Annotated in this window: 12 protein-coding genes; 3 read left to right on the top strand and 9 right to left on the bottom strand. The window is 67.8% G+C overall.

Annotated elements, in window-relative coordinates; genetic code table 11:
- Positions 1–36 precede the first annotated feature (36 nt).
- Positions 37–1224 (bottom strand): lipid-transfer protein, encoded by a 1188-nt coding sequence (locus BLR75_RS07815; RefSeq protein ID WP_084314379.1) that lies wholly within the window; start codon positions 1222–1224, stop codon positions 37–39.
- Between the two features lie 348 nt (positions 1225–1572).
- Between BLR75_RS07815 and BLR75_RS07820 the strand changes: the two genes are divergently transcribed.
- Positions 1573–2721 (top strand): acyl-CoA dehydrogenase family protein, encoded by a 1149-nt coding sequence (locus tag BLR75_RS07820; protein WP_084314380.1) that lies wholly within the window; start codon positions 1573–1575, stop codon positions 2719–2721.
- A 119-nt stretch (positions 2722–2840) separates the two neighbouring features.
- Complete coding sequence (locus tag BLR75_RS07825; RefSeq protein WP_084314381.1) at positions 2841–3296, top strand: PaaI family thioesterase; 456 nt, start codon at positions 2841–2843, stop codon at positions 3294–3296.
- A gap of 25 nt (positions 3297–3321) precedes the next feature.
- On the opposite strand, the gene BLR75_RS07830 is transcribed toward BLR75_RS07825, so the two are convergent.
- Positions 3322–6072, bottom strand: a complete 2751-nt coding sequence (locus BLR75_RS07830) for a winged helix-turn-helix domain-containing protein (RefSeq protein ID WP_084314382.1) — start codon at positions 6070–6072, stop codon at positions 3322–3324.
- Positions 6073–6154: 82 nt separating this feature from the next.
- Positions 6155–7081 carry a LysR family transcriptional regulator gene (locus tag BLR75_RS07835; RefSeq protein ID WP_084314383.1) on the bottom strand — a complete coding sequence of 309 codons (927 nt, stop codon included), beginning with the start codon at positions 7079–7081 and terminating at the stop codon, positions 6155–6157.
- Positions 7082–7233: 152 nt separating this feature from the next.
- Between BLR75_RS07835 and BLR75_RS07840 the strand changes: the two genes are divergently transcribed.
- A complete protein-coding gene (locus BLR75_RS07840; RefSeq protein WP_084314384.1) occupies positions 7234–8391 on the top strand; it encodes a CaiB/BaiF CoA transferase family protein in 1158 nt (385 codons plus the stop codon).
- A gap of 244 nt (positions 8392–8635) precedes the next feature.
- Here BLR75_RS07840 and BLR75_RS07845 read toward each other — a convergent pair whose 3' ends face one another.
- The 6 genes from BLR75_RS07845 to BLR75_RS07870 all read right to left on the bottom strand — a co-directional run bounded on the left by BLR75_RS07845 (position 8636) and on the right by BLR75_RS07870 (position 13916).
- A complete protein-coding gene (locus BLR75_RS07845) occupies positions 8636–9118 on the bottom strand; it encodes a hotdog family protein (protein ID WP_084314385.1) in 483 nt (160 codons plus the stop codon).
- A gap of 10 nt (positions 9119–9128) precedes the next feature.
- Positions 9129–10295, bottom strand: a complete 1167-nt coding sequence (locus BLR75_RS07850; protein WP_084314386.1) for an acyl-CoA dehydrogenase family protein — start codon at positions 10293–10295, stop codon at positions 9129–9131.
- A gap of 37 nt (positions 10296–10332) precedes the next feature.
- Complete coding sequence (locus BLR75_RS07855; RefSeq protein WP_084314387.1) at positions 10333–10905, bottom strand: DUF2889 domain-containing protein; 573 nt, start codon at positions 10903–10905, stop codon at positions 10333–10335.
- A 59-nt stretch (positions 10906–10964) separates the two neighbouring features.
- Positions 10965–11789, bottom strand: coding sequence for an SDR family NAD(P)-dependent oxidoreductase (locus BLR75_RS07860; protein ID WP_084314388.1), 825 nt, complete (start codon positions 11787–11789; stop codon positions 10965–10967).
- 66 nt (positions 11790–11855) lie between these two features.
- On the bottom strand, positions 11856–12686 hold the full coding sequence (locus BLR75_RS07865; protein ID WP_084314389.1) for an SDR family NAD(P)-dependent oxidoreductase: 831 nt from the start codon (positions 12684–12686) through the stop codon (positions 11856–11858).
- Positions 12687–12728: 42 nt separating this feature from the next.
- Complete coding sequence (locus BLR75_RS07870; protein ID WP_084314390.1) at positions 12729–13916, bottom strand: lipid-transfer protein; 1188 nt, start codon at positions 13914–13916, stop codon at positions 12729–12731.
- Between the last annotated feature and the right edge of the window lie 185 nt (positions 13917–14101).

The raw sequence follows: 14101 nt of genomic DNA on the forward strand, positions 1-14101 counted from the left end.
TGTCTGGCGCGCCCGTCACGAGCGCGCCGGGGTGTCTCAGTTGCGGCCGTAGAGGGTGACGACGCAGGCGCCACCGAGGCCGAGGTTGTGCTGCAGGGCGATGTTCACGCCCTCCACCTGGCGCTTGTCGGCGGTGCCGCGCAGCTGGTGGGTCAGCTCGTAGCACTGCGCCAGGCCGGTGGCGCCCAGCGGGTGGCCCTTGGAGAGCAGGCCACCGGACGGGTTGGTGACCACCTGCCCGCCGTAGGTGTTGTCGCCGTCGAGGACGAACTGCTCGCCGCCACCGACCGGGCACAGGCCCAGGGCTTCGTAGGTCAGCAGTTCGTTCTGGGCGAAGCAGTCGTGCAGCTCGACCACGCGCACGTCCTGCGGGCCGAAGCCGGATTTCTCGTAGACCTGCGCGGCAGCGGCCTGGGCCATGTGGAAGCCGGCGTAGGCGATCAGCGACGGCGGGTCGAAGGACTCCACCGGGTCGGTGGTCATCGCCTGGGCGAGGATCACCACGTCGCTGCGCAGGCCATGCCTGCGAGCGAAGGCCGGGGTGCAGATGATCGCCGCGGCGGCGCCGCAGGTCGGCGGGCAGGCCATCAGGCGGGTCATCACGCCCGGCCACATGAGCCTGTCGTTCATCACGTCTTCGGTGCTGACGATGTTCCTGAACAGCGCCAGCGGGTTGTTGGCTGCGTGGCGGCTGGCCTTGGCGCGGATCGCGGCGAAGGTTTCCATCCGCGTGCCGTACTTCTGCATGTGCTCGCGGCCGGCGCCACCGAAGGTGCGCAGGGCCTGCGGCAGGTCGGACACGTCGGCGGTCAGGTCTTCCATCACGTGCACGACGCTGGCGCGGGTGCGCGGACGATCATCCCAGTGCGACTTCAGCGCGCCGGCCTGCATCTGCTCGAAGCCCAGGGCCAGGGCGCATTCCACCTGGCCGCTTTCCACCGCGGCACGCGCCAGGTAGAGGGCGGTGGAGCCAGTGGAGCAGTTGTTGTTGACGTTGACGACCGGAATACCGGTGCGACCCACCTCGTAGAGCGCAGTCTGGCCGCAGGTGGAGTCACCGTACACATAGCCGGCGAAGGCCATCTGCACCTTGTCGTAGTCCAGGCCCGCATCCTTCAGGGCCAGGCGCACGGCCTCGGCTCCCATGTCGGTGTAGCTCGGGCTCGCGCCCGGCTTGCTGAACTTGATCATGCCGACACCGGCGACGATTGCGTTGACACTCATGCGCTTGCTCCTCTGGGGGTTCTCTACCCTGTGCCGCGAGCACCGGGTGTTGCTGATTCGAATCCTAGGGAGAGGCGTGCGGCATGACCGACAGCCGAAGGGATGAAGTTGCGGATCAAGCCCGTGACGTTCGAACGAACCTCGGGTGGGAGCAGGCGCCGCGCCACCGCCCACCTCCCCGGCGCCCTGCTCCTCCCGCTGGTTCGTTCGGACGCCGATCGCCCGCGCCACAACTTCATCCCTTCAGCGGTCGCAGCAGAAGCAATCGGGTTCCTAGCATGGGTTCCAGCCCCGGCGTTGGCTCAACGCCCGAATACAACAGCGCGACAACAAGATCGAGGCTCACAGATGAACAACTACAGACCGTCCTGGATGACCGAAGAACTGGCGATGTTCCAGGAGACTGTCCGCCGCTTCGCCGCCGAAGAGCTGGTTCCCCATGAAGAGCGCTGGGCCAGGCAACAGCACGTCGATCGCGAAACCTGGCTGAAGGCCGGCGAGATGGGCATCCTCTGCCCGGCGATTCCGACGGAGTACGGCGGTGGCGGCGGCACCCATGCCTTCAACGCCATCGTCGGCTACGAGCTGGCCCACGCCATCGCCACCAGCATCGGCACCAACGTGCACAGCGCCATCAGCGCCCACTACATCCTCCGCTACGCCAGCGAAGAGCAGAAAATGAAGTGGCTGCCGAAGATGGCCGCCGGCGAGCTGGTCTGCGCCATCGCCATGACCGAGCCGGGCGCCGGCACCGACCTGCAGAACATCAAGACCAAGGCCATCCGCGACGGCGATCACTACGTGATCAACGGTTCGAAGACCTTCATCACCAACGGCTACCTGGCCGACCTGGTGCTGCTGGTCTGCAAGACCGACCCGAGCCTGGGCGCCAAGGGCATCTCCATCATCGTGGTGGAGACGAAAGACCTGCCGGGCTTCCGCCGCGGCCGCATCCTCGAAAAGATCGGCCAGAAGGGCCAGGACACCTCCGAGCTGTTCTTCGACGACATGCGCGTGCCGGTGGCGAACCTGCTCGGCGCGGAAGAAGGCAAGGGCTTCATCCAGCTCATGCAGCAGCTGCCGGAAGAGCGCATGTTCATCGCCATGAACGCCCTCGGCTCGATGGAGCGCGCGGTGGAGGAAACCATCGCCTATACCGGCGACCGCAAGGTGTTCAACAAGCCGCTGCTGGAAATGCAGAACACCCGCTTCAAGCTGGCCGAGATGCAGACCGCCGTCGACGTGACCCGCTCGTTCATCAACGAATGCATGGCGAAGATGGTCAACCACGACCTGGATCCGACCACCGCGGCCAAGGCCAAGTGGTGGGCCAGCACCCAGGCCTGCCAGATCATTGACGAGTGCCTGCAGCTGCACGGCGGCTACGGCTACATGCTCGAGTACCCGATCGCGCGCCTGTACATCAACACCCGTCCGATGCGCATCTACGGCGGCTCGAACGAAGTGATGAAGGAACTGATCGCCCGTACCTTCTGACTCCACAGGCACAGGCGCGGCAGCGCCGCGCCTGTGCGGTGATCCTGGAGCCCGGATGGCGAACCATCGCCGTCCGGGCTTTTTTCCGGGCCCACGCAGCCCAACGAAGGATTCTTGCCATGAGTGCAACCGAGCGACTCGCCATGCAGCACGACGACGCCCCGCTTCCCGGTTTCGAGCCGATGCAGCGCAAGGGCTTCGTCCAGCACTGCACCGGCGTCTACCTCAACGCCGAGACGGGCGTGATGGCGGCCCGCATCCGCCAGGAACATCTCAACCCGCTGAACATCGCCCACGGCGGCTTCCTAGCCACCCTGATCGATACCGCCTTCGGCCGCGCCCTGATGCGCGCAGCCGGCAGCGAAATGCCGCCCGCCACCGTCAGCCTCACGGTGGATTACCTCGCCCCTGCCCGCCCCGGCGCCTGGGTCGAGGCCCACGTCGAGGTGCACAGGGTCGGCCGCACGCTCTCCCACGCCAGCCTCGCCCTTCTGGATGGCGACCAGCCGATCGCCCGCGGCAAGGCCATCTTCATCGGCAATGCGCCAAGCCTGCACGGCAGGGTTTCCGGCTGAACCTCCGGGCCGTGCCGCCCGCGCCCTAGCGGTGCGGCACGGCCGCCTTCAGGTCGCGCAGCCTGGCGATGGCCTCGGCGCGACCGCCGACACCGAGCTTCAGGTAGATGTTCTTCAGGTGCCATTTCACCGTTTCCGGCGACAGGTTGAGCACCTTGGCGATCTTCTTGTTCGGCATCGCCTGGGCGACCAGTTCGAGCACCTCGAGCTCCCGGCTGCGCAATCCTCCCAGCAGCTCGGCGGGCTCCAGCTCCGCGGCGGGCTTGCCGGCATCGTCTTCGTCCACCGCCAGCAGCCGCTGCACGTAGATTCCCAGCACCGGCTCCAGCTCGCCGCCCTCGCGCAGTTCGGCGAGCATCTGGCGCACCTGCGGGGCGATATCCAGCAGGCTGCGCAGCAGGCCAAGGCGGCGCCCCAGGCGCAGGGCCTCGCCCAGGTGCGCGGTTGCCCGCTCGTGCCGGCCGGCGCCGCGTTCGGCCAGCGCCCGCTGTAGCCACAGGCAGGCGACCACGCGCCAGCGCCCGTCCGCCTCGGCCCGGGCGATCGCCGCTGCGGCGCGCTCGCTGGCGCCCTGCCAGTTCCCCTGATGCAGCGCCATCGTCAGCCAGCTGCGATCGACCAGCTCGGCGATATCCACCGCCGCACCGTGCCGGCCGGCATCCAGCGCCTCGATAGTGGCCAGTACGGCGGCGGCCTGCTCGGGTTCGCCGTCGAGCAGCAGGTGGCGCATGCGCAGGAACAGCGCATAGGCCACCAGGCGATGCATGCCATCCTGCGCGGCGTAGTCGTGCAGGCGCTCCACGCAGGCATCCGCCTGCGCATGGCGGCCGAGCCGCCACAACGCCTCGGAGAGGTTGGCCAGGACCTGGAGCACCGTGTCGGGCGCCGAGGTATGTTCGAGCAGGCGGATGCGCGGTTCGAGCAGCTGGCAGACCGCCTCGCACTGGTCCTGCTCGTACAGCGCGGTGGCCAGCAGCCCCGCGGCCAGGCCGGCGACGATGAGGTAGCCGCTGCCCTGCTCCTCTGCCTCGGCCAGCGCCTCGCGGAAGACGTGCTCGGCCTGGGTGAGATGCCCTTCGAGGGCCAGGCTCATGCCGCCGAGACAGCGGCCTATCAGGCTGCGCCGCGGCGAGCCGCCCGGCCGGTCGCCCTCCTCCAGCACCGCGCGAGCCTCGGCGAACTGCCGGAAGTGCATGTGCATCCAGGCCAGGTGGACGCTGCGGCCGGTGTGGGTCAGGTCGTCGACGTCCGCCGGGATGGCCTGCAAGGCGGGAAAGATCGCCCGCATCGCCTCGCTGTCGTCCAGATGCAGCGCACGCGCCGCATGCAGGAGCGTCAGCGCATGGCGCTGCTCAGGGCGCAGGCGCTCGCGGTTGGCCTGCAGGTGTTCGAGGTTCCGTTCCAGTCCGGCGAAGTTGCGCGCATACAGCTGCAGATGCGCCATCAGGATGCGCAGCCCCAGGCGCTGGTCCAGCTCCTCGACCGGCATCCGGTGCAGCAGGCCGGTCAGCTGGCCGATATTGCCGCGCGCCAGCAATTCCTCGGCGCAGGCCTCGATGATCCCGGCGGCCGCCTCGGGGTCGCCGGCCAGCACCGCGTGGCGGACCGCCTCGTCGACATGCCCGTGGGCGTCGAACCAGTCGCGGGCCACGGCATGCAGGTCGCGCGGTTCCGGGCCCTGCTGCACCAGCCGGGCGCGCAGCACCTCGCGCAACAGGGGATGCAGGCGATACCAGGTTTCGCGGTCGTGGCTCTTCACGGGGGTGATGAAGAGGTTGTCGGAATCCAGCCGGGCCAGGCGGTTGACGATGCGCGGCACGTTCCGCGGCGTGCCGAGCAGGCTGGCGCAGAGCGAGGCGCAGAAGCGGTTGCAGATGGAGGCGCCGGTCAGCAGGCGCAGGTCCTCGCCTTCCAGGCGCGCCAGCACCTCGCGCTCGAAGTAGCCGGCGAAGGTACCGGGGTCGCGTATCTCCACCGGCACGAACGCCCCGCCCTGGCGGGTCTTGAGGTCGAGGGCGAAGAGCTGCAGGCCGGCGATCCAGCCATCCGTCAATTCATGCAGCCGTTCCGCGGCGTGCCTGTCGATGCTGCCGAGCTGCTCGCAGAGATAGCGATTGGTCTCCTCCAGGCTGAAGCGCAGGTCGCGCAGGTCGAACTCGCCGAGCTGGCCCTGGGACCGCAGGCGCGCCAGGGACATCGGCAGCGGCACCGGCAGGCGCGAACCGAGCACCAGGTGCAGCTGCGGCGGGGCGTATTCCAGCAGCCACTGCAATATCTGCAGGATGCGCGGCTCCTCCAGGTGCTGCAGGTCGTCGATCATCAGCACCATGTCGCGGGCCGGACGGCGCTGGGCGATACCCTGCGCCAGGGTGACGACCCAGTTCTCGATGGCCAGCTCGTCGCTGTCGCGGCCGAGCAGGATGCTGGCGTCGCGCACCATGCCGGAATCCACCTCGGCGAGACTCACCAGCAGGCAGTTGGAGAAGCGCGTCAGCTCGTTGTCCTCGGCGGCCAGCGACAGCCAGGCCACGTCGAAATTGAGCTTCAGCAACTCGCTGCGCCAGGCCAGCAGGGTGCTGGTCTTGCCGGCCCCCGCCGGCCCCTGGATCACCACGCAGCGCTGCCGGCGCGCCTCCAGCAGGCGCGCCATGAGCTGCTCGCGCGGAACCAGGCGGCGGGCGCCGCGTGGCGGCACCACCTTGGTGTCGGCGATGGACTGAACGAAGTGCTCGCTGGCCGGGTAGGCTCCCCGTCCGGACTTGGAAAGCTGGGACATGCGCGGGTTCTCGATCTCTGCTGGCAGCCAGTTTACGGCCTGTATCAGGGCAAGCCGATACCGCTTATGTATCAACCGAAACCTATAAAGTATTTCCGCGCGCTGCTGGAACCTGGCGCGGCTCGACGGCCAGATGCACATGCTCGATGAAATGCCGTGCCGTCGCCGTCACCGCGTCAGGCAGCACCGCCAGCGCCGTTCCCACCAGCAGGGAATCGGAGACGCCCGCCAGGGGAACCAGGCGCACGCCCTGGCCGGCGTATTTCTCCACCGATTCCGGCACCAGCGCCAGGCCGAGGCCGCCCTCCACCAGCCCCAGCATGGTCTGCACCTGCACCGCTTCCTGCACGATGCGCGGCTGGATGCCGGCCAACTGGAAGGCGGACAGGACCAGCGCATGCATGGCCGGGGCGTGGCTGCGCGAATAGACGATGAAGGGCTCGCCAGCCAGCTCTTCGAGGGCGACTGCGCTGCGCGCCGCCAGCGGCGACTCACGCGGAACGGCGAGCATCATCCGCTCGCGCTGCAGCAGGGTGACGCTGGCCGTGGAGGACTCCAGCACCGGGAAACGCACCAGCGCGATGTCCAGGGAATGCTCGTCGAGGCGGCGCAGCAGCTCGATGGTGGTGGACTCCTCCAGCCGCAGGTCGACCAGCGGATAGCGCTTGCGGTAGCTGTGCACGATGCGTGGCAGCAGCCCGTAGGCCGCCGAGCCGACGAACCCCACCCGCAGCTGCCCCTGCTCGCCGGAATCGCCCTCCCGCGCGGCGCGGCGGATCTCGTCGGCATAGAACAGCGTGCGCCTCGCGTAATGCAGCACCACCTCGCCCGCCGGGGTGATCTTCAGCCCCGACGGCAGGCGTTCGAAGAGCAGCACGCCAAGTTCGTCCTCGAGCTTCTTGATCGAGGTCGACAGCGGCGGCTGGGCGATATGCAGCTGCTCCGCGGCACGGCGGAAATTCAGGGTTTCGGAGAGAGTGAGCAACTGCTTGAGCTGACGAAGTTCCATGGCGCGCGCTGCTGAAGGAATAGGTATCGGCCGATCCGAATCCGGTATTGGACGGGGCCGGCGGCGGGTTTCAGATTATCTCATGGCCGGTCTGCCGGGGGCTTCCCGCGCGTGCCGGAAAAGCTGTTTCCATTGAATCGGATGAGTCGAACATGGGCCCATTGGCTGGAATGAAAGTGATCGAACTGGCAGGCATCGGCCCCGGCCCGATGGCTGCGATGATGCTTGCCGACCTCGGCGCCACCGTGCTGCGCATCGAGCGTCGCGAGGCGGTGGACCTGGGGGTGAAGAAGGAGCTCAGGTACAACCTGACCCTGCGCAACCGCAAGGCCATCGCCCTGGACCTGAAGGACCCGGAGGCGGTGAAGCTGGTGCTCGAACTGGTGAAGGACGCCGACGCCCTGATCGAGGGCTTCCGCCCCGGCGTCACCGAGCGCCTGGGCCTCGGTCCGGAGCCGTGCCTGGCAATCAACCCGCGGCTGGTCTACGGCCGCATCACCGGCTGGGGCCAGACCGGTCCGCTGGCCAAGGCCGCCGGGCACGACATCAACTACATCGCCCTGACCGGCGTGCTCAATGCCATCGGCCGCCAGGGACAACTGCCGGCGGCACCGCTGGCGCTGCTCGGCGACATGAGCGGCGGCGCGCTGTACCTGACCATCGGCGTGCTGGCGGCCATGTTCGAGGCGCGCCAGTCCGGGCTCGGCCAGGTGGTCGACGCCGCCATCGTCGATGGCGCCGCCTCGATGGCCACCCTCTTCTACGGCCTGGCCGCCAGCGGTCAGTGGAATCCGCAGCGCGGCAGCAACGTGCTGGATTCCGGCGCCTACTTCTACGACGTCTACGCCTGCCGGGACGAGCAGCTGATCTCCATCGGTCCGATCGAGGGACGCTTCCACGCCCAGTTGCTCAGGCACCTGGACATCGATCCGGCCGAGGTCGGCGAGCAGAACGACCCGCGCAACTGGCCGAAGGCGCGCGAGCTGTTCGCCGCCGCATTCCGCCGTCGCGACCGCGCCGAATGGTGCGCCCTGCTGGAAGGCACCGACGTGTGCTTCGCCCCGGTGCTGTCCTTCGGCGAGGCACCGGAGCATCCGCATCTCAAGGCGCGCGGCACCTTCATCGAGATCGATGGCGTGAAGCAGCCGGCGCCGGCCCCGCGTTTCAGCCGTACGCCGCAGGCGATGCCGACGGCTCCGGAAGCGGCCACTCTGGCGGGTGTCGAGGCGGCGCTGGCCGGGTGGCTCGAGGATGCGGAGATTGCCCGCTGGCGCGATAGCGGCGTGATCGGGGATGGCCCGCAAGGGTGATCCCCTAGCCGCGAATCGATCGGCGGGTTGCACCCGCCCTACGGCTGTCGCGGGCATGGCCCGCTCCTACACCAGGTTCGCGAGCAAGCTCGCTCCTACGGGTGCAGCGTTGGCCTGTAGGAGCGAGCTTGCTCGCGAACAAAATGCGCGAAGAGACCAAGGCAGTTGCTCCTACAAGTTCAGCGGAGACCGTTGTGGGCGGGGCGGATGAGGCGTTCCGCCTCATCCGCCCTGCACCTGTCCTTCACTCCTGGGGCTGGGCGCGCCGGCGCATCATGCGCAGCGGGGTGTAGACCAGCACCGTCTCGCCGCGCTGGTTGACCACCGCATTGCGCGTGCGCACCAGGCCGCGGTCGGGCTTCGAGGTGGCGCAGCTCTCGATCACCTCGCACTGCACATGCAGGGTGTCGCCGACGAAGGTCGGCGCCTGCATGTTCAGGTCGGCGTTCAGGAAGGCCATGCCGGACGCCTGGAACGACGGCGCCACCAGCCCTTCGGCGAAGGTGTAGACCAGCCCGCCCGGCACCACCCGGCCCGGGATGCCCATGCTGGCGCGGTCGGCCGGGTCGGCGTTGGCGAACAGTTCCTCGGTCAGCCAGGTCAGGTTGACGAAGTTCACCAGGTCGGTCTCGGTCACGGTGCGCTTCTTCGTCTGGAAGCGCGTACCCAGCGGCAGGTCGTCCCAGTGGATGCCGACGTCCAGCGACAGCAGGTTGTCGTTCGCCATGCGCACCTCCTCAGTAGGACTTCGGCATGCCGAGGACCTTCTCGGCGATGAAGCAGAGGATCATCTCGCGGCTGACCGGGGCGATACGCGGGATCATCGCTTCGCGCATGTAGCGCTCGACGTGGTACTCCTTGGCGTAGCCGTAGCCGCCGTGGGTCATCACCGCGGTCTCGCAGGCGTTGAAGCCGGCCTCGGCGCCCAGGTACTTGGCCGCGCCCGCCTCGACGCCGCACTCCTCGTTGCGGTCGAACCTGGCGGCGGCGTGGAAGGTCATCAGGTTGGCCGCTTCCAGCTCCATCCAGCACTTCGCCAGCGGGTGCTGGATCGCCTGGTTCTTGCCGATCGGACGGTTGAACACCTCGCGCTCCAGCGCGTACTGGCTGGCGCGGGCCAGCGCGGCGCGACCCAGGCCGACGGCCTCGCCGGCCACCAGGATGCGCTCGGCGTTCATCCCGTGGAGGATGTACTTGAAGCCCTTGCCCTCCTCGCCGATGCGGTCCGCCACCGGCACGCACAGGCCGTCGATGAACACCTGGTTGGTGTCGATCGCCTTGCGGCCCATCTTGTCGATCTCGTGGACCTCGATGCAGCTGCGGTCGAAGTCGGTGTAGAACAGCGACAGTCCCTCGGTCTTGTTCTTCACTTCTTCCAGCGGCGTGGTGCGCGCCAGGATCAGCATCTTCTCGGCGATGCTGGCGGTGGAGATGAAGGTCTTCACGCCGCTCAGCACGTAGTGGTCGCCGTCACGCACGGCACGGGTCTTGAGCTGGGTGGTGTTGAGGCCGGTATTCGGCTCGGTGACCATGAAGCAGGTGCGGTCCCTGCCGGCGATCAGCGGCGGCAGCATCCGGTGCTTCTGTTCCTCGCTGCCGAACACCACCACCGGATTGAGGCCGAAGATGTTCATGTGCACCGCCGAGGCGCCGCTCATGCCGGCGCCGGACTCGGCGATGGCCTGCATCATCACCGTCGCTTCGGTGATGCCCAGGCCCGAGCCGCCGTAGGCTTCAGGAATGCAGATGCCCAGCCAGCCTTCCTGCGCCAGGGCCTGGTGGAACTCGACGGGGAAGCCGCCAACCTTGTCCTTGTGCAGCCAGTAGTCGGCGTCGAAGCGCGAGCAGATCTTCAGGATGGCGTCGCGGATTTCGCGATGTTCCGGGGACAGTTCGATGCTCATTTCATTCACTCGAGAGGTTGATTCGGAGGGTGCGCGATCAGCGCGGGGGCAGTCCCTGGGGCCAGATGATCCGGACAGCGTCGCCATCCTCGCGATACGCATGGCAGGTGCCGATCACCCAGGGACGCACCGCCGGCGCTCGCTGCCCGCCGCTGGCCACGCGACGGCTGGCTTCGGCGCGGTAGGTGGAAAACATGGTCTGCATGGCGGTCTTGGCCATGCGCTCCAGCAACTCGGTCATGTGCGTGCAGCCCCGCTCGCCGCCGACGATCGCCTTGACGTTCTTCAGGAAGCCGGGACCGATCTTCAGCCCCTTGAGCTGCGCATACACCGGCGCGGCCTCGCCACAGAACGGGCTGGCTCCCGTCGCGGTCAGCGCATCGATGTCCTGGATCAGCATGTCCGCGTCGATGGTCATGCGCAGGCGCATGTCGTGGATGTGTCCGCTGTGGGGGACGCGGTGGAACGGCAGGTCGGTCGGCTCGTTGGTGAGATCCTCCAGCCGGCCTTCGATGTCGAACAGACCGTCGCTGCGGGCATAACCCTGGCAGCGGATCTGCCGGGTGTGCAGCAACAGGCGGGTAACGGAATTCGACTCGGTCTGGTTCACGGGGAAACTCCTTGGACAACGGCTCCGGGCCGCCGGCTGGCGACCCGGAGGGGGCTCACTCAGCGCGGACCGCCGGCGCAGAAGAGGACCTGGCCGGAGCAGTAGTCGGATTCCGGCAGGCAGAACAGCACCACCGAACCGGCGGCCTCGACCGGGGTGCCCGGACGGCCCAGCGGGATGCCGCTCTTGGCGCGCTCGACCAGCGCTTCGCTGATGCCGACCTTGATCTCGCGGCCTTCGATGTTGACGGTGGCGCTCTCGGTGCCGGCGAACGGCACGGTCAGGCGGGTCTCGATGTGGCCGAAGGCGATGCAGTTGACGTTGACCTTCAGGCGGCCCCACTCCTTGGCCAGGGTCTTGGTCATGCCCATGATGCCGGCCTTGGCCGAGGAGTAGTTGGTCTGGCCGACGTTGCCGTTGGCGGCGCCGGAGGAGATGTTGACGATCTTGCGGAACACTTCCCGGCCTTCGGCGGCCTCTTTCTTGGCGGCGGCGCTGATGAACGGCTGGGCGGCGCGCAGGATGCGGAACGGCGCGGTCAGGTGGCAGTCGACGATGGCGTACCACTGCTCGTCGGACATCTTCTGGATCACGTTGTCCCAGGTGTAGCCGGCGTTGTTGACGATGATGTCGATGCCGCCGAAGCTTTCCACCGCGGTCTTGACGAAGCGGTCGGCGAAGTCCGGAGCGGTGACGCTGCCCACGCAGGCGACGGCTTCGCCGCCGGCGGCGCGGATTTCCGCGACCACTTCCTCGGCGGGAGCGGCGTCCAGGTCGTTGACCACGACTTTCGCGCCATAGGCGGACAGTTGCAGGGCGACCTCACGGCCGATGCCGCGGCCGGAGCCGGTTACCAGGGCGACTTTGCCTTCGAGCTTTTTCATTGTTCTTTCCTGTATCTCTCGCGGATTGAAATCACCCCGACGCCGATGCGCCAGGGTGCACATCGATCAGAAACCGCCGCGGCCGCCGCCGCAGATGATGGTCTGGCCGGAAACGAAGTTGGCTTCCGGAATGCAGAACATGAATACCGAGCCGGCAGCTTCTTCCGCGGTGCCGAAGCGGCCCAGCGGAGTGTCGCGGTGGGCCGCGGCGATGCGGTCCGGGTGCACGCCGACCTTGATCTCCCGGCCTTCGACGCTCACGGTCTTCTCTTCGGTGGTGGCCTGGGTCAGGCGGGTCTCGATGGCGCCGAAGGCAACGCAGTTGACGTTGACGTTCAGGCGGCCCCACTCCTTGGCCATGGACTTGGTCAGGCCCATGATCCCGGACTTGGCGGCGGAGTAGTTGACCTGGCCGGCGGCACCACCGGTGCCGGCCACGGAGGAGATGTTGACCACCTTGCGGTAGACGACTTCGCCGCGCTCGGCTTCGGCCTTGGTGGCCTCGCGGATGTACGGGTAGGCGGCCTTCAGCAGCAGGAACGGCGCCTTCAGGTGGCAGTCGACGATGGCGTCCCACTGCTCTTCCGACATCTTCTGGATGACGTTGTCCCAGGTGTAGCCGGCGTTGTTGACGATGATGTCGAGGCGGCCGAAGGCATCCAGCGCGGTCTTCACGCAACGGTCGCCGAAGTCGGAAGCGACCACGTTGCCGGCGCAGGCGACGGCTTCGCCGCCGAGGGCGCGGATTTCCCCAACCACTTCGTCGGCCGGAGCCTGGTCGAGGTCATTCACGACGACCTTCGCGCCTTCGCTGGCGAACTTCAGGGCGATGGCGCGGCCGATGCCGCGGCCGGAACCGGTGACGATGGCGACTTTACCGTCGAGTTTCTTGCTCATGTCTTTCTCCTGGGCAGTTCCAGTTGTTCGGGGATGACGAAATCAGTTCTTGCCGTAGAGGGTGACGACGCAGGCGCCACCCAGGCCGAGGTTGTGCTGCAGGGCGATGCTCACGCCGTCCACCTGGCGCTTGTCGGCAGTGCCGCGCAGCTGGTGGGTCAGCTCGTAGCACTGCGCGAGGCCGGTGGCGCCCAGCGGGTGGCCCTTGCACAGCAGGCCGCCGGACGGGTTGGTGACCACGCGGCCGCCGTAGGTGTTGTCGCCGTCGAGGACGAACTTCTCGGCACCGCCTTCCGGGCACAGGCCGAGGGATTCGTAGGTCAGCAGCTCGTTGTGGGCGAAGCAGTCGTGCAGCTCGACCACGCGCACGTCCTGCGGGCCGACAGCGGCCTTCTCGTACACGGCGCGGGAAGCGCGCTGGGCCATGTAGGCGCCGACGAAGCCGGTCATGGTCTTCGGCTCGAAGGATTCCACCGGGTCGGTGGTCATCGCCTGGGCGAGGATCGCCACGTCGGTGCGCAGGCCGTGGCGGCGGGCGAAGGCTTCGCTGCAGATGATCGCCGCGGCGGCGCCGCAGGTCGGCGGGCAGGCCATCATGCGGGTCATCACGCCCGGCCACATCAGGGTGTCATTCATCACGTCTTCGGTGCTGACGATCTTCCTGAACAGCGCCAGCGGGTTGTTGGCGGCATGCCGGCTGGCCTTGGCGCGGATCGCGGCGAAGGTTTCCATCCTGGTGCCGTACTTGCGCATGTGCTCGCGCCCCGCCCCGCCGAAGGTGATCAGGTTGCGCGGGATGTCGCCGGCGTCGGCGCACAGCTCGTCCTGGATCGGCAGGTAGTCGCCGCGCGGCAGCGGACGATCCGGGAAGTTGGAGCGGGTCGCGCCCGGCTGCATCTGCTCGAAGCCGACCGCCAGGGCGCACTCGACCTGGCCGCTCTCGACCGCGGCGCGCGCCAGGTACAGGGCGCTGGAGCCGCTGGCGCAGGCGTTGTTGACGTTGAACACCGGGATCGCGGTGCGGCCGACGCGATAGAGCACGGCCTGGCCGCAGGTGGTGTCGCCGTAGACATAGCCGGCGAAGGCCATCTGCACCTTGTCGTAGTCCAGGCCGGCGTCCTTCAGCGCCAGACGCACGGCGTCCGAACCCATCTCGATGTAGCTCGGACTCGCCCCCGGCTTGCTGAAGGGAATCATGCCGACACCGGCCACCAGTACCTTGTTGCTCATCGTTCGCTCCAGGCTGCGTCGCGGCGACACCGCGACCTGTCAGAAAAAGAGCGGCACGGTTTTTCGCCCGGAGGGGGCCACCTTGCCGTCGCAGTCACCGTAACAAGGCGGATCGTCGCGGCTCAGCCACCCAAGTCGGGTGGCGATGGAGATAACCGATGGAGTCGGCCATCCGCCCCCCGACC

The sequence above is a fragment of the Pseudomonas jinjuensis genome (assembly GCF_900103845.1).
GTDB classification, from domain to species: Bacteria; Pseudomonadota; Gammaproteobacteria; order Pseudomonadales; family Pseudomonadaceae; genus Pseudomonas; species Pseudomonas jinjuensis.

What these genes read in the sequence shown, in the direction of transcription:
- BLR75_RS07825 (WP_084314381.1), top strand. Translation starts at nt 2,841, where the DNA reads ATGAGTGCAACCGAGCGACTCGCCATGCAGCACGACGACGCCCCGCTT.
- BLR75_RS07820 (WP_084314380.1), top strand. Translation starts at nt 1,573, where the DNA reads ATGAACAACTACAGACCGTCCTGGATGACCGAAGAACTGGCGATGTTC.
- BLR75_RS07835 (WP_084314383.1), bottom strand. Translation starts at nt 7,081, where the DNA reads ATGGAACTTCGTCAGCTCAAGCAGTTGCTCACTCTCTCCGAAACCCTG.
- BLR75_RS07830 (WP_084314382.1), bottom strand. Translation starts at nt 6,072, where the DNA reads ATGTCCCAGCTTTCCAAGTCCGGACGGGGAGCCTACCCGGCCAGCGAG.
- BLR75_RS07865 (WP_084314389.1), bottom strand. Translation starts at nt 12,686, where the DNA reads ATGAGCAAGAAACTCGACGGTAAAGTCGCCATCGTCACCGGTTCCGGC.
- BLR75_RS07815 (WP_084314379.1), bottom strand. Translation starts at nt 1,224, where the DNA reads ATGAGTGTCAACGCAATCGTCGCCGGTGTCGGCATGATCAAGTTCAGC.
- BLR75_RS07860 (WP_084314388.1), bottom strand. Translation starts at nt 11,789, where the DNA reads ATGAAAAAGCTCGAAGGCAAAGTCGCCCTGGTAACCGGCTCCGGCCGC.
- BLR75_RS07870 (WP_084314390.1), bottom strand. Translation starts at nt 13,916, where the DNA reads ATGAGCAACAAGGTACTGGTGGCCGGTGTCGGCATGATTCCCTTCAGC.
- BLR75_RS07850 (WP_084314386.1), bottom strand. Translation starts at nt 10,295, where the DNA reads ATGAGCATCGAACTGTCCCCGGAACATCGCGAAATCCGCGACGCCATC.
- BLR75_RS07840 (WP_084314384.1), top strand. Translation starts at nt 7,234, where the DNA reads ATGGGCCCATTGGCTGGAATGAAAGTGATCGAACTGGCAGGCATCGGC.
- BLR75_RS07845 (WP_084314385.1), bottom strand. Translation starts at nt 9,118, where the DNA reads ATGGCGAACGACAACCTGCTGTCGCTGGACGTCGGCATCCACTGGGAC.